The following is an 18,147-nucleotide window of genomic DNA, read 5'->3' as shown; positions in this document are numbered from 1 at the left end:
ACCAACACAAACAAGAAAAACGTTCCATAAAAGAGTTTAGCAATCTGACTTGCGCAGTTTTTCAGTACATTAGTGTTATGCACGTGTTTAAAAGCTATAACTTTCTCAGATGGTTTATTGCTTCTTCGACGCTATTGAAGCCATATTCAACTTTGTTGAACCGCTTCTTTAAAGCCATCACTTCTTCACGGGCTTCGCTGGGTTTGCATTTCCCTTTTATTATTCTCAGCATTACGTCGCAGAGATATTTGATGTCACCTTCTCTGAAGCCTCTTCTAGTCACATCTTGGAAACCTAGTCGAACACCGGAAGGATTTTCACGGTTATTCTGGTTGTCATATGGCAGAAGGTTTTTGTTGACTATTATGTTGGCCTCCTCTAGTTTCTCAGCAACTTTCTTCCCGCCTCCATACTCACGGACGTCTATAGCCAGCTGATGTGACTGAGTGAAACCCTTTTTCTCACCAAGCACCTTGATTCCATGCTCGTACAAGTATTGTCCTGCGATTTGCGCGTTTTTAACCGTTTGCTTCGCCAACTCCGCACCAAATAGCTTTAACTCTAGGGCTGCCACACCAACGGCGGGCAATCTTGCCAAGTGCACATTAGAAGTGCTAAGTGGGAAAACTGCATGTTGAACCCCCTTTATGGCTTTTTCCATACGGCTGTCCGACGGATTCGCTAGTATCAAACCCCCTTGAGGCCCGGGAAAAGTTTTGTGAGTAGAGGCAGTCATAAAGTCAGCTCCTTCCCTTAAGGGGTCTTGGAAGGCCCCACCAGCTATGAGCCCCAAAACATGAGCCCCATCGTACACTAAGTAAGCTCCAACCTCTTCTACTACACTTTTAAGTTCTTTTACTGGATGTGGGAACAGGAAAAGACTTGCACCCAGCGTAACCAAGCCTGGACGCGCAGCTCTAATTATTTCAATTGACTTATCTACATCTATGTTTAACTCTTCCATATCATAGGCAAGGTTTATAATTTCAAGCCCTAGGACTTGCCCTGCTAAGCCGGTATAATCATGGGAGATGTGGGCGCCGCAACTTAGAGGGGCCACAACCATCTTCCTGTTTTTGGTCACGTTTGAGAGCCCTTTAAACGTTGCCAGATTTGCATGCGTGCCAGAAACCACTCGTATGTCTGCCCAATTGCAGTTAAAAAGGTTCTTAACTAAATCGGTAGTGCAATTTTCGATTATTGTTATGTATTTTTGCCCTTGATAGTGTCTTTCTTTAACATGTCCTTGAAGGTCATTTTCTCCTTCAGAATATCTGGACTCAAGATCCATGCAAAGCCTAAGCATCTCCTTAACAGCCGGAGATTTTATACCTTCGCTTGCGATTAGGTTTATACACTCTAAATCACGGTATTTTTCATGAGCGTAACTAGCTTCAACAAGCTCAACGAAAATTCTTGTAAACTCGTCCATGCCGCCCATCCCAAAGTCTGCAAGGCTTAAATGGCAAACGCACACTTCCCTATAACTGTTTCGATATAATGAGCAAAAACATTTACTTAGACGGAGAATATTAAAATAATTTGAGCTTTTACAGCAGTGAAAGCTTATATAAAATTATTTAGAATTTATTAGCCTATTTACAAGGTCTCTTGGGATTACAAATGATCGATAGAAGGTTAATAATGCTTCCAGGGCCAACGAACGTTCCAGAACGCATCGCACATGCAATGATCCAGCCAATGATAAATCACAGAGGAGAGGAGTTTCATAAGATTTACTCTGAAATTGAAGCTAACCTAAAGTATACGTTTCAGACGAAAAACGACGTTTTTGTGTTGACGGCGTCTGGAACAGGAGGCGTTGAGTGTGCAGTAAGCAACCTAGTTAATCATGGAGAGAAAGTTATAGTTCCAATTTTCGGAGCTTTCAGCAAACGATTGGCTGAAATAATTAAGTGTAGAGGTGGAATCCCTATAGAGTTGAACCTCCCGTTGGGAGCTGCCCCAAAAGCTTGCCATATTACAGAGTTGATTGAAAAAGAGTCGGATACCAAGGCAATCTTTGTAGTATACAACGAAACATCAACAGGAGTCAGGGTCTGCGAACTTCCCGAGATTGCAAAAATCGCGGAAGAAAATGAGGTGCTCATGGTAGTGGATGCAGTGTCAGCGCTTGGTGGAGATGAACTTCCGGTGGATAAATGGAAGATAGATGTTTGTGTGACGGGTAGTCAGAAATGCTTAGCTTGTCCACCAGGACTTTCCATTATCTCCGTAAGTCAGAAGGCTTGGGAGAAAATAGAGAAAACCAAGAACAAACCGAGTTACTTTGATTTAACATTGATGAGGGAGTTTGCTGCTAAAAAGGAAACACCGTTTACCCCCGCAATCCCACTGTTTTACGCCTTAAATGAAGCGCTAAAAATGATGAGAGAGGAGGGGCTTGAGAGAAGCATTGAAAGGCATAGGAAATGTGCAAAGGCATTTTACAACGCTATAGAAGCGTATGGGCTGTCCGTTTTCCCAAAAGACAGAGAAGTTCGCTCAAACACTGTTATAGCAGTTAACGTCCCCGAGAAAGTTGACGAAAGATTGGTACGTAGCATAATGCGAGACAAATATAAAGTGGTTATCGGCAGCGGAATGGACGAATTAAAGGGTAAAATTTTCAGAATTGGAAATATGGGGAAAGTAACTCTGGCAGAAGTGGTTACAACGTTAAGTGCGCTTGGGAACGCTCTAATAGATGTCGGATATGATTTAAACATTAAAGCTGGACTCGAAGCCGCAGCCAAAGTATTTAATTAATGAAAAATTTAAAGGTGAACCTGCACATGCTCTGCTACATTTTTGAAATCAGAGTTTAACGCATTCTTGACATGGTTTTTCACACACACCTTCAAGAGTGTGCTTGAACAGTTGAATTATTTTTGATGCAATGTCGATTGACGCATCTTTTTGAGCTTCCACGGTCTGGGCACCTATATGCGGTGTGCACACCACATTTTGCAGTTTAACAACCAGACAAGAGTTAGGCGGTTCCTTCTCATAGACATCTAACGCTGCCCCTGCTATTTTTCCAGTCTTTAAGGCTTCAAAAAGGGCTTCTTCATCAACAACTAATCCTCTAGAAGTGTTTACGATGTAAACGCCATCCTTCATTCTTTCCATTTCATCTTTGCCTATCATGTGATATGTTTGGTTTGTAAGCGGAACATGTAGCGTTATAACGTCGCTATCGCTTAGAAGTTTTTCTAAGGACACAAGTTGTGCGCCAAGCTCATTGAGGCTGTTCTCAGATGGCTGGTTCAAGTCGTATACGAGAATTCTCATTCCAAAAGCTTTGGCAAGCTGTGCAACCCTCTGGCCTATACGTCCAAATCCTATTATGCCAAGGGTTTTGCCGCGTAGCTCCCAACCTTCTAGTTCATTTTTTATCCATTTTCCATTTTTCATTTCCCGGTCTGCGCGGGGTATTTGCCGAGCAAGGGACAATATTAGACCTATCGTTAGCTCTGCCACGGAGTTAGCCACAGCATCTGATGCACAGATGACTTTTATCCCTTTTTTCTCAGCATATTCAACGTCTATATTGTCCACACCAGCTCCAGCTCGAGCTACTACTTTAAGATTTTTGCCAGCATCTATGATTTCTTTTGTCACCTTAGTTCTGCTTCGAACAATTAACACGTCGCAATTGGCAACCTCTTTTTTGAGTTCTTCATAAGCGATCCCGGGCTTATTTAAAACTTCAAACCCGGACATTTGGAATAGCTTTACACCCTCTTTATCGATTGGATCACATATAAGAACCCTCGGCTTTAGCCTTTTTTCACTCACGTTTTCCTCTACATGCCTTTTTGAAATGAAATCCTTAATTATGGGCAAAGCTTCGTCAAGCCTCTCAGAGTTTAAAACCACCTTGGCATATTTTGTGAGAATTGGTGCGGGATTAAAGGCTATCCCAAGCCCAGCCTTGCTTATCATACTTGCGTCATTAGCCCCATCCCCCATAGCGATTACATTTTCCAGTTTAACACCATACCGCTTAGCCAGACATTCCACATGTATGTCCTTGTTAGCGTCCACCACTAATTCAACCCCTGCGAGTTTGCCGTTATTGAAAACCAGTTTGTTAGTTACGGCAAAATCAAGCCCAAGCTTTTCTTTAACGGGATTCACAACTATGTCAAAGCATCCCGTTACAACTCCAACTTTGACATTTCCGAACTTCCGCAAAGCGTCAATAAACTCACATGCACCCGGGTAAAGCTTTAAAGTTCTAGCAGCTTCTAGGCATTTTTCGTATTCAATTCCCCTAAGCAATGCAATCCTCCGGTGTAAAGTTTCTCTCCAATCTGAACGCCCTTCAACACCGTTCTTGGTAAGCTCTTCTATAATGTCACATTTGCCAACCATTTTAGCAAGTTCCAGAAGGTATTCGCCCTTTACAAGCACTCCTTCGAAATCTAAAACCACTAGAAACATAGCAGACACCTACCGAAAACGTTGATATGATAAACTGTGAAAACCGAGAAAAGAGCAGCATACTTTAGCTGGATTGGCGAGCCATCACTACCGGCCCAACACAAAGATAGCCCCTCATAAATAAAAACTTTTCCCTCTGGAATGTAACATCCAATAGAGGATGAAAAGAAACAAAACGCACGTGACAGAAAAGAGATTAACCCTTTTAGATTTGGCGGGCCCGCCGGGAATTGAACCCGGGACCCCCGGGTTAAAAGCCCGGTGCTCTATCCTTACTGAGCTACGGGCCCTCTGCGTATTTAGAGCATTTAAATGGTATTAATAAGTTGTGCGGTGTGCTTCTTTTAGAAAGGGTTTTAAGCTTTATGGTGATTTGTGTGGGAAGGGATGGTTTTGGGCGAGCTTGTGTTTGTTGGTTTGGGTTTGCATGACGAAAAGGGCATTAGCCTACAGGGCCTGGAGGAGGCCAGAACAGCCTTGGCTGTTTTTCTAGAAGCTTACACGAGCTTTATGCCGGGCTTTTCCTTGGAAGGTTTTGAGAGGCTTTTGGGCAGGCGGGTTGTGATTGTTTCGCGGAGGCATCTTGAAGATGATGATGGGCGGGTTGTTTTGGATGCTGCCAGCAGGGGCAAAGCGGTTTTGCTCGTCCCCGGCGATCCGCTTGTTGCAACTACGCATGTAGCGCTCAGACTCGAAGCCGAGAAACGTGGAATTAAAACACGGGTTGTTCACGGCGCTTCCATCGTTTCCGCTGTCATGGGCTTATGTGGCCTACATAACTATAAGTTTGGTAGGAGCGTGACTATACCGTTTCCGGAGAATTTTTCGGAAGCGCCTTACATGGTTTTAGCCCAAAACATAGGTTTAGGGCTTCACACATTATGCTTGCTGGATATTGACGTTGAGAGAAACCGATTTCTCACAATTCAGGAGGCCCTTGAAACTCTTTTAAAAATTGAGACTGAGAAGCGGTTAGGCATCATAGGTGAGGAGACTCTTGTCGTGGGTGTCGCAAGGGCTGGAAGCCCGGACCCAACGGTTAAGGCTGGCGCCATCAGAGAGTTGTTAGGTTATGATTTTGGCGGTCCACCCTACAGCCTCGTTTTTCCCGGGAAACTCCACTTTATGGAGGCTGAAGCCCTCATAGTGCTTGCCAAGGCGCCTGCAACTGTTAGGAGGCTTATGGAGTGAGTCTCGAACAGCTTGTTGCAAGGTATATTGCTTCAGCCGAGCGTGTTTTAAGCGAGCTGCAAATAACCGTCAAAGATGATGTTTTATGCTTGCCTAGAAAGGCTATTCTTGAGGTTATTGATTTGGCAAAAGCCTATTTGCATGATGCCAAATATTATAGGAACCGCAAGCGTTTTGACGTAGGTCTAGCCTCGGTGGCTTACTGCGAAGGCCTGCTGGATGCTTTAAGGATATTGGGGGCGGTGAGGTTCGAATGGCCAACGAGAAAAGAAGGGAACACGTGAAAAAGCGAACGGTGGTTCTGGCTTCCGGAGTATTTGACCTACTGCATCTTGGACATGTCAGATATTTGGAGGAAGCCAAGAAGGCTGGCGGAGAGAACGCCGAGTTAATTGTTATTGTGGCAAGGGATAGCACTGTTGAGAAGCGGAAGGGCTACAAGCCAGTCATGCCTGAAAACCAGAGGCGGGCACTTGTGGAATCCTTGAAAGTCGTGAATGAAGCCATTTTAGGTTATGAAGAATTCGACATTGGCAAGGTTATTGAAAAAATTAAACCCGACATCATAGCCGTAGGCCATGATCAAGACGGGATGGAGAAAGCCGTAATGGACTATATTCGAAAGAAAGGCCTAAGAATAAAAGTTGTGCGTATCGGCAAATTCGGCGAAAGTGAACTGGACAGCTCTTCGAAAATAAAGCAAAAAATTATTGAAGACTATAAAAGGGTAAAATAGTTGTTCAAAATCTTGGAATGTTCACTTTTATGGAAGAGTCAAAACTTCAACTTTTACTTTATGACCATCTTTCAGGTTAAGATGTTTTCTCAAGCATACTGGGGCTATTAACTCTATCACCGAAGTGTCGTAGTGGCTTCTCATAGCTGCCACAAGGGCACCCTTAACTTTGTTCTCTATAATGACTGGGTAACATTTCACCGGCCCAAAAGTGCGATCCTCACTTTTGAAGCCTTCAACCTCAATGGCTGGATAAGCTTCCAACTCCAAGCGGGTTTTGACATCATAATCCGACGATAATTTTAGGTTCAATGTTCCCGGATATGGATCGAAGCCAAGCTTTTCCATGAACTGTCGCCTGTAATGGTCTCTTGTCACATAGTAGGCGCCTTCGCCAAGTCCTGTAAAAACCACACCTTCAAGCGTCACCGAAGGCGGGTAGGCGGTTTCCATCAAAAAGCGCAGGTTTGCATAAAGCCTTTTAAGCTGGCTGGCGCCTGGTTCTGCAATTTGCACTAGACAGCCCTCCGGTGTTATGGTGCGTTTTATCCAGCCTTTGAGTTCAAGCTCAATTAGATGGCGGGAGGCTGACTGCTGAGAAACACCCAGTTTTCTAGCTAAAAACTCCGTGGAGATTTTGGCAGTTCTACGGTGGGCGCCTAGCTCCGCCAGCTTCAAAAGTGTGTAGAGATGGCGCCAGTCTTGCTTTTCACTCATTTCTTTAGCCCTTCGCTTACTCATTTAAGGGTGGATACTTCTATATTTAAAGAACACGAAATCTTGTTAAGCTTGGCTACACGTGGTATTCGCTGCAACAAAAATGTTGCGAGCATCAACCATTTGAGCTGAAACATACACAGCCTCTGAGGCTGTTGTTATGGTGAAGGATATAACATATGTGCCATTGCCACAATCCACAATAGATAAGCTTCGAATGGGCAGCCAAACTTCAGGAGCTTGTCCCCAATAGACATTTACTTGTTTGACTTTAGCTGGTTTATCCTCATTGAAAACTTTGCATGTCAAACTCACAGTCTTAATTGTTTCATTTTCGCCAATTGTGTAGTAACCGTTAATCACAAGGGTGGTTGTTATGTTTAAGGCGCTATGTATGGTCAGATTGGATGCTGGTTCCAAAATTTTAAGCGTGTATAGAACATATGCGCTTGAAACACCGAGTCCAGAGCTACCCCATGAAAGCTTTATACCATCATCATATCCGGCAACGCTTGGAAGCGTGTAGGCAATTTGGCATGGTTGCTGTGGATGCAACTGCATATAGGTGTCTACAAGCAAGGCAAGATTTTCCGCTAGAACGTTCTTTCGTCCACCGTTCGTTATATTAGCGAGGGCGCTCACTACGGCGTTTCTTAAACCAGTATTTAAGGCCAAGGCCAACTCGAGGGTGGAACAATTTTTCATTGTTTGGATTTCTGTTGTCAACTCGTATACGTAGATGAATGTAGATGTTATCAAGATAGCAATAACTAAAGACGCGACTATTAAAAGCTGCCCGGAACTGTTAGCCATAAATGCTTTGCCAGTTTTCATTACTTCGCCACCGCTAAGTAGAGGTAAACCACATAGTAACGGAACTCCGGGCTTTGACTTGTGCAAACATATTTTACAAGGGTTACTTCTTGGCTGTTTAAGCCTCCGTTAGAGACTGTTTCAGTGTTAACTCGTCTCATTTGGCTGTCATAGACGGTTAAGTTGAAGGATACACCTGCTGGCAGCAGCAGATTTAAGGCTTCCCTAAGCCCGGACCAGTTGCCGGCGGTTATGTAGGCAGCCAAGCTTCCGTCAGAGTCCAATTGCAAAAGCGTCTGCATGCCAATGGAGGCCAAACCGTTGTTCGTGGAGTTTACGCTTTTGGTTGTTAAGTTCACTGAAATAGTTAAGGCTGAAAAGATTATGAATAAGGCTAGAAAAGCCTCAATAACCCTGATTTGCCCATGATTTCGTCCTTTCACGTTTTTGGGCCCCCGATGAAGATTATGCACTTGTATATTCCATAGCCAATGCTAACAAGGTGCTCAAAGGCGTAAACGTTTGTGGTGCTCAGTAAGCTTACGAAGTCAACACCCACCTGAACTGGAATCTGCGGGTAAGCAGTCCACTCTACGAAATTTTGTGTAGCGTTTAAGCCAAAAACAATAAGCACTGTGGGGCTTTCATCGATGGATTCTGGAATGCTGAAGGTGTTGCTTCCGGTTTGTGTCAACCGCCATGCATCGTTGAATGTTATAGCGTAGGCGCTTGTTAAAATCGCCTCGCTGCTGGTCGGCGTTACAGTTAGCGTGTTATTTATTGGGGAAAGCTTCAAAAAAGTGCCTTTTGATGGTGGTTCGCCTCGACCAGCTATAGAATAAACGCCATATGAGACTACACGGTTGTTGTACGTGGATTTTGCAAAAACAACAAGCAACGCTGGGCTTTCAAGGCTTATTGGAACTGTGACGTTGAAGCTTGCTCTTCCACAAGCATTTTGAAACGTGTAGGTCTGCAGGAGGCTTTCCGCCAAAACAAAGACCTTCAAATTCGTAAAGACAGCTAAGCCATCATCTTTTTCCGTCGCCGCTTCAAATGTGTAAATCATCTTATCTGAATCTTGAATAACTGCCGTTAGGTTTAGCTTCACATTGAAAATAGGTTTAATCTCAATCCTAAAAGAGATGTCTGGTGATTTTAGGCTCGTGAATATTTGGGAATAACTTAAACAGTAGAGATTTTCACTGTTCAACCTCGAAACTTTATCTATGTCGAGGGCATATGGACTGCTTGCTCCAGCTTCAGCTAAGCCAAACTCTTCTGGAACTATTTGCCCATCCAGTCCCCAGTTGGCTGGCTTTCCAGTATAGAGCAGTATGCGCTTGGCAACTTCGCCGAACCTTTGAGAGGTTTCAATTTTGGCTTGTGTGTTTATAAGAGGTTGAAGAATTTTGGCTGTGGCCGTCATAGCTGAAAGCACTAACAAAACCATGAGCGCACATGCAAAAAATGTATCAATCGACACGGCTGGCATAGCCTCTCACACCATCTATGGTTGAATTGCTAAGCCAAGCATGCCTCCCAACAAGCTTTGGGAAAGCGCGAGGGAAATATGAGCCGTCAAGACAAGCATAGCTGAATATTTAAAGCCAGCTGCAAAAGTGCCCTCGTTAACTTTGCCCACGAAAAAACCTGAAAGCCAGCACTGTAGCAATATGCCAAGCGAAAAGAGGTTCATCTGCTCCTGCAAAGCAAAGAATGGTGTGGGCGTTGCCCCTGGAAGCGAAAGACTAGTCAAAGCGTAAACCGTCAAAGCCACCATAGTGGTTGTTAGGGCGATTAAAACGCTCCAGATGAAAGCTAAAATCACATATGGCCTTAATAGAGCTTTCTTATTAACTTCTACATCTTTCTGTTTTTCGCTATACTCTGTCAATATTTCAAGGGCTAGACTGGAACCTCCACCAGTCTTTATGGTTTCAACAAGAATTAGGAAGTTTACTAGAACTGGCCAAGTTTGAATCTTCCTCTTGACATTTCCGAAAATTTTTCTTAATGGGACACCCCACTCCATCTGGCTTTTGATGAGCGCCAAAACTTCTGAAAATTTGCCGTAGCCTGGGCGTCCAGCGGCGTGTATTATGCTTTTCTCCGGTGAAAGACCAGTTTTTCGTGCTTCAGTCACGTCTCTTAAAAAGCTGGGTGTAGCGTTTTCAGCAGCATTGTTTATTCTAGCAATATCTATGTAAAATCCGGCTGCTGGAACGGAAATCGCCAGTAAACAAGACGTCACCAAGAGAGGCGCGACTTGCGGTGCAGTCAAATATTTAAGTTGAGGCATTGTAAAAGCAAGCGCCAAGAAAACTGCAGCGCCTATAGCAGTTACCACCGCCACTTGGTATGGCTTTTTGACACCTACAAGGTTGCTTTTCCGCTCTATGTGGGCAAAGACCATGAAAACCACCGAGATCAACGGCGTTAATAGGAATATGAGGAGGCATACAACCTCCGTGGAGATCCCTGGAGCACCCGATGCCCTCATAGGGTCAAATATAGATGTAGATGAAAAGACTATGAAGAGGATGTAGGAGCACAATGTCACAATAAGCATGACGGCGTAAGCCTCCACAATAGTTCCAAGCCTTTCGATGCTTCGAAGGGCGGCAGCGCTTTGGATCTCGAAAATGGAGCGAAGCTTGCTCCTAAGATAGTTTACGACGTTGCCTCCGCTTCTGACTGCTGAAACATAGCCCAGCAAGAATTCACGGTAAACCTTTGACTTGGTTTTTTCCGCCCTTTTCTGCATAACCGTCAACGGATCGTAGCCCAAAACCTCCACTTGACGGACAACCTCCTTCGCCTCTTTCTGAAAAACTGGCAAATGCTCGATGCTGCGGAGTTTCTTCCAACTTTCATAGAGAGTGACTCCGCTTGCTGCCAAAATGGTGAATAGCAGCGCTGCGAAGGGTAGCTCCCGATTTATTTCGCTTGTATTCTCCTCCATTAAGCGATTTAACAAACCTCCGAAAATCTTCGGTCCCTTGAATGACGCTTGCATTTTTCACCACCCGCCTTTTTCGAGGAACTCCCTCTGGAAAAGCTCGGGATTATTGTAGTATTTGCTCAAGACTTTGTTAACGCTTAGGTAGTCACGGATGCCATGTTCCACCATGTGAGCCAAAACTCGCTTACGATATTCCAATTCGTCCAAAAGTCTTTCCACAGGTATGTCAAGACTTGAAGCCATCTTCTTTAAAAGATGGCTTTCCTGCAGATTTTCCAAGAACATGTCTGTGGAAGGGTTCCAACTGAAAACTTCTTGATAGCTATTATAATCTTTGATTTCTGTAATGCTAACGAACTTTCTGCTGGAAAGTCTTCTTTCGGATTCCAGGAAAACTGGTGTTCGAACATGTTTGACTGTTATGACACAATTCATCAGCGGAATTATAGACGTAGGAATATTCATAGGCGGCTGGGTCAACCGTTTGATAGCTGTATCTACGTCCTCAGCGTGCAAAGTACACAGTCCACCGTGACCAGTGGCCAACGCTTGAAACAGCACATAGGCTTCTTCGCCTCTAACCTCGCCGACAATTATGAGGTCTGGGCGGTGGCGCATCGCTGACTTGATGAGGTCATATAAAGTTATTTCGCCCTCGCTCTCCGGCCCGAAGCCTGACCGCGCAATTGTGGATGTCCAGTTTTCATGAGGAAGGTTGATTTCAGCAACCTCTTCTACGGATATGATTTTGTAGCTTGGCTTTGTAAGGCATGCAATTGCGTTTAAGGCTGTTGTTTTTCCGGCGCCGGTAGCTCCAATAATCATCACGGACATCTTGTTCTCCATCAAGAGCCAGAGATAGGCTGCTATGCTCTCGTTTATGGTTTCATTTTCAATTAAGTCTATGATGGTGAAGGGGTCTTTGCGGAACTTGCGAATTGTGAAGGCTGTTCCGTAGGGTGTGGTTTCTCTGCCGAAGGACACGGCTAAACGGTGTTTTTCCGGAAGCGTAACATCCACTATTGGATAAGCTATGCTCACATGCTTGCCGGACTTGTGGACAATGCGCATGACAAAGTCTTCAAGTTCCTGCTCGTCCCGGAAAACAATGTTGGTTTTAATGTTCTCGTATTTCCGATGCCAAAGGTAAACGGGTTTGCCGACACCGCTGCAGCTGATATCCTCCACATAATCGTCATACATTAAGGGGTCTATTTTACCGTAGCCTGTGATGTCTCTTTCAAGATAATAGAGGATTTTGCGCACTCCGACTGGAGATACACCTATCAACACTTTCTTGTGTTTGACGAGAATGGCGGGTATCTGCCTCCTGAAAGATTCTGCAAGTGTTTCCTCGCCTTCCGGGGCTTGCAGCTCAAACTCCAAAATATTTCTAAGCCGAGCGTAGCCTTCACGTTCCTCCCTTGACAAGGGAAGCTCGTCGAGAACATACATGTATTCCAAGGTTTCCTCCTTTTGGACTATAGCCGCATAGGAGAAGGGCGGCTTAAGCGGATAATACTCAACTTCCACGTAGCCCTCCGGGACGCTCCACCTTTGAGTTTCAAGCACACCCGCTAGCTCAGCTTGTTCCCAAAACGTGTCTTTGGCTTCTTGTTTCTCGCCGCCTTTCCAAAGTTTAAGGTTAAACTTCAAACATTTCACCATCCAGTTTGGCTTAAACTTGAAATGACGATTCTAGGAGCTGCGGCGCCTGTAAAGCATGTCAGATGGATGGCGCCATAACCGCTGACATAACAGCCTGAAGCCTCCGCCTTGCAGGACAAAAAGACGCGAAGCACACCGCCTTCGGTTGGAGTGTCTCCAAAGCCGCCTTCCAGCCAAGCCCTAACTGAATCATTTCTGAGGGCAAGCCAGTACTGTTGGCGGCCTAGAGCGGCTGGCGCTTGAATGTATGTTTCAGCCGAAACGTTTGTGGTTAGGGCCATGGTCAAGAGTTCTGTGGCTTCAGCCGCCACATGATCCATCAAGTCCCTAAGCTTCCAAACTTCAGACGAAAAACGTATGGCGTTAGCATAATCCATAAACGAGGCTAAGAGAATGCTGGACACGGCGATCAAAGCGAAGAAGGTGTAGAGGTAGCCCGGGGTTATGGCTGGCATCCTATAGGTTCACCGCCTGCACGTTTACGTGGCAAACGTAGGTTTCAACGCTTACAACAGCGCCCTCCGCACCACTTTGCACCGGCAGCCAAACCGTTGTTTTGGCGTTATAGGAAGAAGCTTCAAGGGCAAGAGAGGAAACCGAACTGTTGAACTCGAAACGCATGACGGCCGAAGTAACGTTCACCACTGAAACTTTCAGGTGGAAGCTTCCATAAATCGAAAAGTTTCTGGAACAGCCCAAGCTTATGATGTAAACGCGTATAATGTTCAGCGGCTTTGCTTCACCGTTTGCGCCAACCGCCAGTACTGTTGCCATCGGTCTATAGCATAGGGCAAGCTGCTGGGCTTTTTCGCCTTCCTCGTCAAAGTCAAAGAATAGTTGGGTGACAGTGTAGGCGCCCTGTCCCACTATGGTTCGGCTGTCACCCCTAACGAATAGACCTGCTTGGCTTTCGGCCAAGCCCTCAAGCGCATACGAGACTTTCCCAACGGAACCGTTGAACACTACATGCGAAAAGGCTTGGCTGTCCGTCAATGCTATTGTTAGGTTTTTAGCCAAAGGCCTCGAGTGGAAAAAGCATCCACAATCCTCCATGTAAACGGTTTTGGAGACGCCTGCAGACCATGCCACAAAACGGATAGCCTCGTCCAAAGCTTGCATATTTCTTTTGGCGACTGAAACCTTCAGCTGGGCGGCTTCCGCGCTTATGCGGGCTATGGCAAACCCGTAAGTGGCCGATATTATGACTATAAGCGAAGCAAATAATAGTAGATAAGTGACTGGAATAGCCAAGCCCCTTCTTGAATGTACAAGCTTTCCTAGGCTTTTAACGGACACTTTTACAGTCTCCTCTCTTGCAAACCGCCGCCAATAATAAACATTTGACAGACGTGTTAAGATAAGATGGTGTGTGTAGAACAAAACTACACATAAGCTAAAGACTCAAAATCCATAGTGATGATAAACAAAAAGTAGGAAAAGAAAAGGGAGTTGCTGGCTATTTTACGTGGCTGCTTCAACGTTGGCTTCCTTGTAGTATTGAGCGTTTGAGGTGAACACTGTTATACCGACTGTCAAGCCAATGTCGTTCATAGAGAGGCTGTCCGGGTTCTTCATGTAAATTATGATGGTGTATCCAGACTTCAGTGTTAAGTCCATGTTGGCTTTTCCAGCGGATAACGTTAAGTTTTTACTGGGGTTTTGTGGGTCTTTAATCCCAATGTCTTTTTCAGCAGCTATGTTGTCTATGAATGGCAAGTCCTCAGATATTCCTCCCTTGGTCACACAGTAGAAAACGTAATCCCATGAAACTGTTTGTCCTCTGACTGCGATCTTGTCGAGGACGACGTCACGTCCGCCTGTGTTTATTATCATGATGGCGCCTAAGTAGTAGCTTGAGTTTTTGACCCAAAGGTGGGGCTTTGTTAGGAATAGGGCTTCTTCTTGTACTCTGGTTGTTGTGACGTTTATGGCGTAGAACGTTACAACCGTTGCCAACAGCACTGAAACCACTAGAATTATTAGTGTAGTTACTACTGTGCTGAGGGCTTTCTTATTCCTTAGGAGTTTCATTTTTACTTTCGCTCCGTGGTTCAAAAATCAACATTAATTTAATATGATGGTTTGTGCGTAGAACAGAGCTACACATAACTGTTCAACAGTTCAACACGAACTAAAGTTTAAACATGTTTAAAGAATTCATAGGAAATTTTTATTTAGAAAAGTTTTGTTAGCATTCGCTTGAGGAATAGAACAATGAAGGTTCGAGTGTTGGACGTGGCGATGGCCGGGATCTGTGCAGGCTTATACGCCCTAATAGGTCGTTTAACAGATTTAGGCATAACTTTTGGAGGGGTCGCCTTCTGGCCAGCAGCCGTTATACCGGCGGTTTTCTCAGTTCTCTTTGGGCCATGGGTTGGCGGAACCGGCGCAGCTATAGGCATATTTATTCGTGACATGCTTTTCCACGGAGATGCCTTGTTAAGCCTTTCAGCAGGCGTTACTGCCAATTTTGCAGGCGGCTTTTTAATTGGCTATTTCGCCCGCACAAACCTAACCTTGAAAAAAGTTGGCACAAGCATGTTTGTAGGCAGCGTTACAATAGTGGCGGGTTTACTCTTGCCCACTGTTCTGTTGCCAGCAGAGTCTGAGCTCTTCACAGGTTGGCCCGCCTACATAAGCCTCATCGTCTTTACAGCGGCTGTTATTGCAAGTATAGTCATAATGGTAGTTGTCGTAAAACGTTGGCCTGAATGGAGAAGCTATACGGTCGGCTCTATTATCGGGTTGGGAGTTGCCAGTCTAATAATCGCTTTGGTTGTTTGGGGGTACAGCCAAGTCTTTTGGAGCCCGGGAGGCTATTTCAAGGCACCTCTCCCACCAGAGTTTATGTCGCTAATCTTTGTTTGGACTTTCGCCACGGAAATCCCCTTTGTCCTCCTTCTTGGACCGCCCATTATCAAGGCTTGCCGCAATGCTTTCCCATCTTTAACCCGCAACATAAAGAGCGAATAAAATTGAAAACAGCTAAAGCCTTTAGTCCAGCAGCAATTTCAAGCTTTTTTGAGATATGTGATACATTACCGAATGGAACGCCCATTGCGGACTTTGAAAAGATTGGAGCTAGGGGAGGGGGCTTCGGACTACAGAAAGGCATAACTACAGAAGTTAACGTTTCAGAAGCTGAAAAAACAAACATAGTCATCTACATCAATGGGCGAATTGCTCCTGAAGCTGAAACCACGCGAACCGTTGTAGAGACACTTTTAGAAAAAGCTGGTGAAAACCATTGTGTTGAAGTTAAGCATTGGATTGATGTTCCAATAGGAGCTGGTTTTGGCACAAGCGCTGGAGGCGCCATAACAACTGCATTAGCCCTCTCCAAGGCCTTGAATTTAAAGCTAACCTTGAATCAGCTTGGCAAAATAGCTCACATGGCGGAAATACGATGCAAAACTGGTTTAGGTACGGTAGCACCATTGACTATTGGCGGAGGCTGCGTCGTCACCATCGAGCCCGGTGCACCGGGAACGGCCGTAATTGATCGAATCCCAATAACGGCAGATCACGTAATAGTAGCTGGAGTTTTTGGGGCGATACCAACTAAGGAGGTTTTGGCCTCGCCTGAAAAACGTTTAGCCGTAAACAGATGGGGGAGGCAAACCCTTAAAAAAATTTTGGCTGAGCCTTCGCTGGAGAATTTTTTGGTTTGTTGCCGCGAGTTCGCCGAAAAAACTAGTTTCGCCACTGAGCGTGTTCGTAGACTCTTTAGGGCCGCCGAAGAGGCTGGCGCCATTGGTGTGGCTCAAAACATGGTTGGTGAGGCTGTCCATGCGTTAACAACATTAGAAAACGCTGAAAAAGTGGCGCAAGCTTTTAAGCGGATTCTTCCAGAGAACAAGGTTCTCATGGCAAACGTGGAGTTATGCGGAGTGAGGTTGCTGGGGTAAGATTGGCGGCCAAAAAGTTTAGGATCGTAGGAGTTGGCGGAACCTTCGACGAACTACACAAAGGACACAGAACGCTGCTTTTAAGGGCGTTCGAAGTTAGCGAACAAGTTTGGATAGGTTTGTGCACAGATGAATTCGTAGCTAAAATGAATAAACCTCACATTGTGGCTCCATACGAAGAGAGACGGATGGAGCTGGAAAACTTCCTAAAAGCGCATGGTCTTACGGAAAGAGCGAAGATAATGCCGTTGAACGATGCTTACGGAATAACGTTACGGAAAGGCTGCCTCGAAGCGTTGGTGGTCAGTCAAGAAACTGAACCTATGGCCAAAAAGATAAATGAAGAGAGAGTCAAACGAGGACTTAAACCCCTCCACATAATAGTTGTAGACATGGTTCCATCGGAAAACCATACGCCAATCTCTACAACAAGAATACGCAGAGGCGAAATAGACCGAGAGGGACGTCTGATAAAACAGCTGGAAAAAGCACCATCTTAAACCATTTAAAAGAGTTTTGTTTAGACGGCGCAAGCTTTCAAGAAAGTCAATTTGCAACCTGCCTTACAAAAGCTTTTCAAAGAAGATTTGACACAAAACTCAGATAAGTAAACAGCGAGGCCAACAGGGCAATTGAATTTACTCACATGGTTTGATCCTTGGCGTTCGCCTTTTTGCACATGCCCGCCTAAGTTGACTTTTAATCCTTACACTGGTTGCGACCATCGATGCGTCTACTGTTACGCATCCAGCTATATCCCGCGGTTTTATGAGTGTAGACCCAAAAAAGACTTGCTACCGCGGTTGAAACGCGAGGCTGTTAAACTAAAAGGCGAGCTAGTTTCCATTTCGAATTCATCAGACCCTTATCCAACCGTTGAGGCTGAAACCGGTTTGACGAGACGTTGCATCCAAATTTTGGCCGAGTGTAACTGCCTTATCCAGATAATAACCAAGTCCAGCATTGTGGTTAGGGATATAGACCTTTTAAAGCGGGTGCCTTCCATGGTGGCTTTAACAATAACAACGGATGATGTTGAAACAGCTAAAATTCTTGAGCCTTATGCGCCGACGCCTGCTGAACGTCTAAAAGCCGCCGAGAGGCTTTTGGCGGAGGATATACCTGTGGCGGTACGCATAGACCCGGTGATCCCCTACGTGAATGAAAACCCAGAATCCTTGGTTAAAGCCATAGCAGAAATAGGTGTCAAGCACATAACCGCCTCCACTTATAAGGTTAAGGCGGACAACTGGCAACGGCTAAGCCTAGCTATGCCAAAACTCTCTGAAAAGCTTAAACCCCTCTACTTTGAGAAAGGCGAAAAATTGGGACGGTACACTTACCTGCCGAAAATTCTGAGGCTTAAGCTTTTAGAGAATTTGGCGAAGCTAGCTAAAAAACATGGATTAAAGTTTGCTACTTGCCGCGAGGGTTTGAAAAGCTTAAATACAGCAGCCACATGCGATGGCTCATGGCTGCTTAAGACAAATACCATAAAGGCGTCTACGTTTACAAAAATGTCCTTAGACATAGTTTAACATAAACTTCCATGGAACCTAAAACCGGCCGTTGCGAAAGTAAAGTTGTACAGTCCACGTGCCAGTTTTATCCATTCACTTGCGTAGGTTGTTTGGCTGCCTCGTGAGGTTATGTGGCTCCAAAACGTTCCTCAGTCTAATTTATTAGGCCATTATTTAAGT

At 45.0% G+C, this 18,147-nt stretch carries 19 protein-coding genes and 1 tRNA gene; 8 read left to right on the top strand and 12 right to left on the bottom strand.

What is annotated here, in order from left to right; genetic code table 11:
• Positions 1 to 94: 94 nt before the first annotated feature.
• Entirely contained in the window at positions 95 to 1,477 is a 1,383-nt protein-coding gene (locus KEJ24_07785) for a serine hydroxymethyltransferase (GenBank protein ID MBS7647719.1), read from the bottom strand.
• A gap of 146 nt (positions 1,478 to 1,623) precedes the next feature.
• Here KEJ24_07785 and KEJ24_07780 point away from each other — a divergent pair, with 146 nt between their 5' ends.
• Positions 1,624 to 2,769: an alanine--glyoxylate aminotransferase family protein gene (locus tag KEJ24_07780; protein ID MBS7647718.1), complete on the top strand. Its 1,146-nt coding sequence runs from the start codon at positions 1,624 to 1,626 to the stop codon at positions 2,767 to 2,769.
• 48 nt (positions 2,770 to 2,817) lie between these two features.
• Here the strand turns inward: KEJ24_07780 and KEJ24_07775 are convergent, their stop codons facing one another.
• Both KEJ24_07775 and KEJ24_07770 read right to left on the bottom strand, forming a co-directional pair.
• Complete coding sequence (locus KEJ24_07775; protein MBS7647717.1) at positions 2,818 to 3,948, bottom strand: 3-phosphoglycerate dehydrogenase; 1,131 nt, start codon at positions 3,946 to 3,948, stop codon at positions 2,818 to 2,820.
• Positions 3,949 to 4,661: 713 nt separating this feature from the next.
• Positions 4,662 to 4,739: transfer RNA gene (locus tag KEJ24_07770), tRNA-Lys, on the bottom strand.
• 97 nt (positions 4,740 to 4,836) lie between these two features.
• On the opposite strand from KEJ24_07770, the gene dph5 reads away from it, so the two are divergent.
• The 3 genes from dph5 to KEJ24_07755 are packed head-to-tail and all read left to right on the top strand — an operon-like array spanning position 4,837 to position 6,376.
• Positions 4,837 to 5,640, top strand: a complete 804-nt coding sequence (gene dph5, locus KEJ24_07765; GenBank protein MBS7647716.1) for a diphthine synthase — start codon at positions 4,837 to 4,839, stop codon at positions 5,638 to 5,640.
• The gene (locus KEJ24_07760) at positions 5,637 to 5,924 is read left to right on the top strand and encodes a DUF357 domain-containing protein (GenBank protein ID MBS7647715.1); all 288 of its coding nucleotides are present in this window, start codon (positions 5,637 to 5,639) and stop codon (positions 5,922 to 5,924) included. The genes dph5 and KEJ24_07760 overlap by 4 nt, the downstream gene beginning before the upstream one ends.
• Positions 5,921 to 6,376, top strand: coding sequence for an FAD synthase (locus tag KEJ24_07755; protein ID MBS7647714.1), 456 nt, complete (start codon positions 5,921 to 5,923; stop codon positions 6,374 to 6,376). The genes KEJ24_07760 and KEJ24_07755 overlap by 4 nt, the downstream gene beginning before the upstream one ends.
• A gap of 27 nt (positions 6,377 to 6,403) precedes the next feature.
• Here KEJ24_07755 and KEJ24_07750 read toward each other — a convergent pair whose 3' ends face one another.
• The 9 genes from KEJ24_07750 to KEJ24_07710 all read right to left on the bottom strand — a co-directional run bounded on the left by KEJ24_07750 (position 6,404) and on the right by KEJ24_07710 (position 14,570).
• Positions 6,404 to 7,093, bottom strand: a complete 690-nt coding sequence (locus KEJ24_07750; GenBank protein ID MBS7647713.1) for a DUF120 domain-containing protein — start codon at positions 7,091 to 7,093, stop codon at positions 6,404 to 6,406.
• 66 nt (positions 7,094 to 7,159) lie between these two features.
• Complete coding sequence (locus tag KEJ24_07745; protein MBS7647712.1) at positions 7,160 to 7,927, bottom strand: hypothetical protein; 768 nt, start codon at positions 7,925 to 7,927, stop codon at positions 7,160 to 7,162.
• Complete coding sequence (locus KEJ24_07740; protein MBS7647711.1) at positions 7,927 to 8,349, bottom strand: hypothetical protein; 423 nt, start codon at positions 8,347 to 8,349, stop codon at positions 7,927 to 7,929. Before KEJ24_07740 ends, KEJ24_07745 begins: the two co-directional genes overlap by 1 nt.
• Positions 8,346 to 9,401 (bottom strand): hypothetical protein, encoded by a 1,056-nt coding sequence (locus KEJ24_07735; protein MBS7647710.1) that lies wholly within the window; start codon positions 9,399 to 9,401, stop codon positions 8,346 to 8,348. The genes KEJ24_07740 and KEJ24_07735 overlap by 4 nt, the downstream gene beginning before the upstream one ends.
• 15 nt (positions 9,402 to 9,416) lie before the next feature.
• A complete protein-coding gene (locus tag KEJ24_07730) occupies positions 9,417 to 10,925 on the bottom strand; it encodes a type II secretion system F family protein (GenBank protein MBS7647709.1) in 1,509 nt (502 codons plus the stop codon).
• A 3-nt stretch (positions 10,926 to 10,928) separates the two neighbouring features.
• Entirely contained in the window at positions 10,929 to 12,527 is a 1,599-nt protein-coding gene (locus KEJ24_07725) for a type II/IV secretion system ATPase subunit (protein MBS7647708.1), read from the bottom strand.
• Between the two features lie 5 nt (positions 12,528 to 12,532).
• On the bottom strand, positions 12,533 to 12,994 hold the full coding sequence (locus KEJ24_07720; protein ID MBS7647707.1) for a hypothetical protein: 462 nt from the start codon (positions 12,992 to 12,994) through the stop codon (positions 12,533 to 12,535).
• 1 nt (position 12,995) lies between these two features.
• Positions 12,996 to 13,835 (bottom strand): hypothetical protein, encoded by an 840-nt coding sequence (locus tag KEJ24_07715; GenBank protein MBS7647706.1) that lies wholly within the window; start codon positions 13,833 to 13,835, stop codon positions 12,996 to 12,998.
• Between the two features lie 165 nt (positions 13,836 to 14,000).
• Entirely contained in the window at positions 14,001 to 14,570 is a 570-nt protein-coding gene (locus tag KEJ24_07710; protein MBS7647705.1) for a hypothetical protein, read from the bottom strand.
• A gap of 183 nt (positions 14,571 to 14,753) precedes the next feature.
• Between KEJ24_07710 and KEJ24_07705 the strand changes: the two genes are divergently transcribed.
• The 4 genes from KEJ24_07705 to KEJ24_07690 all read left to right on the top strand — a co-directional run bounded on the left by KEJ24_07705 (position 14,754) and on the right by KEJ24_07690 (position 17,985).
• Positions 14,754 to 15,512: an ECF transporter S component gene (locus KEJ24_07705; protein ID MBS7647704.1), complete on the top strand. Its 759-nt coding sequence runs from the start codon at positions 14,754 to 14,756 to the stop codon at positions 15,510 to 15,512.
• A gap of 2 nt (positions 15,513 to 15,514) precedes the next feature.
• Positions 15,515 to 16,447 (top strand): hypothetical protein, encoded by a 933-nt coding sequence (locus tag KEJ24_07700; GenBank protein MBS7647703.1) that lies wholly within the window; start codon positions 15,515 to 15,517, stop codon positions 16,445 to 16,447.
• Entirely contained in the window at positions 16,423 to 16,947 is a 525-nt protein-coding gene (locus tag KEJ24_07695) for a phosphopantetheine adenylyltransferase (protein MBS7647702.1), read from the top strand. The genes KEJ24_07700 and KEJ24_07695 overlap by 25 nt, the downstream gene beginning before the upstream one ends.
• Before the next feature lie 132 nt (positions 16,948 to 17,079).
• Positions 17,080 to 17,985 carry a radical SAM protein gene (locus KEJ24_07690; protein MBS7647701.1) on the top strand — a complete coding sequence of 302 codons (906 nt, stop codon included), beginning with the start codon at positions 17,080 to 17,082 and terminating at the stop codon, positions 17,983 to 17,985.
• Positions 17,986 to 18,147: the final 162 nt, after the last annotated feature.

Source organism: Candidatus Bathyarchaeota archaeon (assembly GCA_018396705.1).
Classification (GTDB): domain Archaea; phylum Thermoproteota; class Bathyarchaeia; order Bathyarchaeales; family Bathycorpusculaceae; genus DRVP01.
Note: the sequence above shows the minus strand (reverse complement) of the source record. Positions and strands in the feature narration are given on the sequence as shown.

Coding starts and splice junctions, on each gene's coding strand:
- KEJ24_07780 (MBS7647718.1), top strand. CDS start 1,624: ATGATCGATAGAAGGTTAATAATGCTTCCAGGGCCAACGAACGTTCCA.
- KEJ24_07775 (MBS7647717.1), bottom strand. CDS start 3,948: ATGATAAGCAAGGCTGGGCTTGGGATAGCCTTTAATCCCGCACCAATT.
- dph5 (MBS7647716.1), top strand. CDS start 4,837: ATGGTTTTGGGCGAGCTTGTGTTTGTTGGTTTGGGTTTGCATGACGAA.
- KEJ24_07750 (MBS7647713.1), bottom strand. CDS start 7,093: ATGAGTGAAAAGCAAGACTGGCGCCATCTCTACACACTTTTGAAGCTG.
- KEJ24_07745 (MBS7647712.1), bottom strand. CDS start 7,927: ATGAAAACTGGCAAAGCATTTATGGCTAACAGTTCCGGGCAGCTTTTA.
- KEJ24_07735 (MBS7647710.1), bottom strand. CDS start 9,401: ATGCCAGCCGTGTCGATTGATACATTTTTTGCATGTGCGCTCATGGTT.
- KEJ24_07730 (MBS7647709.1), bottom strand. CDS start 10,925: ATGCAAGCGTCATTCAAGGGACCGAAGATTTTCGGAGGTTTGTTAAAT.
- KEJ24_07720 (MBS7647707.1), bottom strand. CDS start 12,994: ATGCCAGCCATAACCCCGGGCTACCTCTACACCTTCTTCGCTTTGATC.
- KEJ24_07710 (MBS7647705.1), bottom strand. CDS start 14,570: ATGAAACTCCTAAGGAATAAGAAAGCCCTCAGCACAGTAGTAACTACA.
- KEJ24_07705 (MBS7647704.1), top strand. CDS start 14,754: ATGAAGGTTCGAGTGTTGGACGTGGCGATGGCCGGGATCTGTGCAGGC.
- KEJ24_07695 (MBS7647702.1), top strand. CDS start 16,423: ATGCGGAGTGAGGTTGCTGGGGTAAGATTGGCGGCCAAAAAGTTTAGG.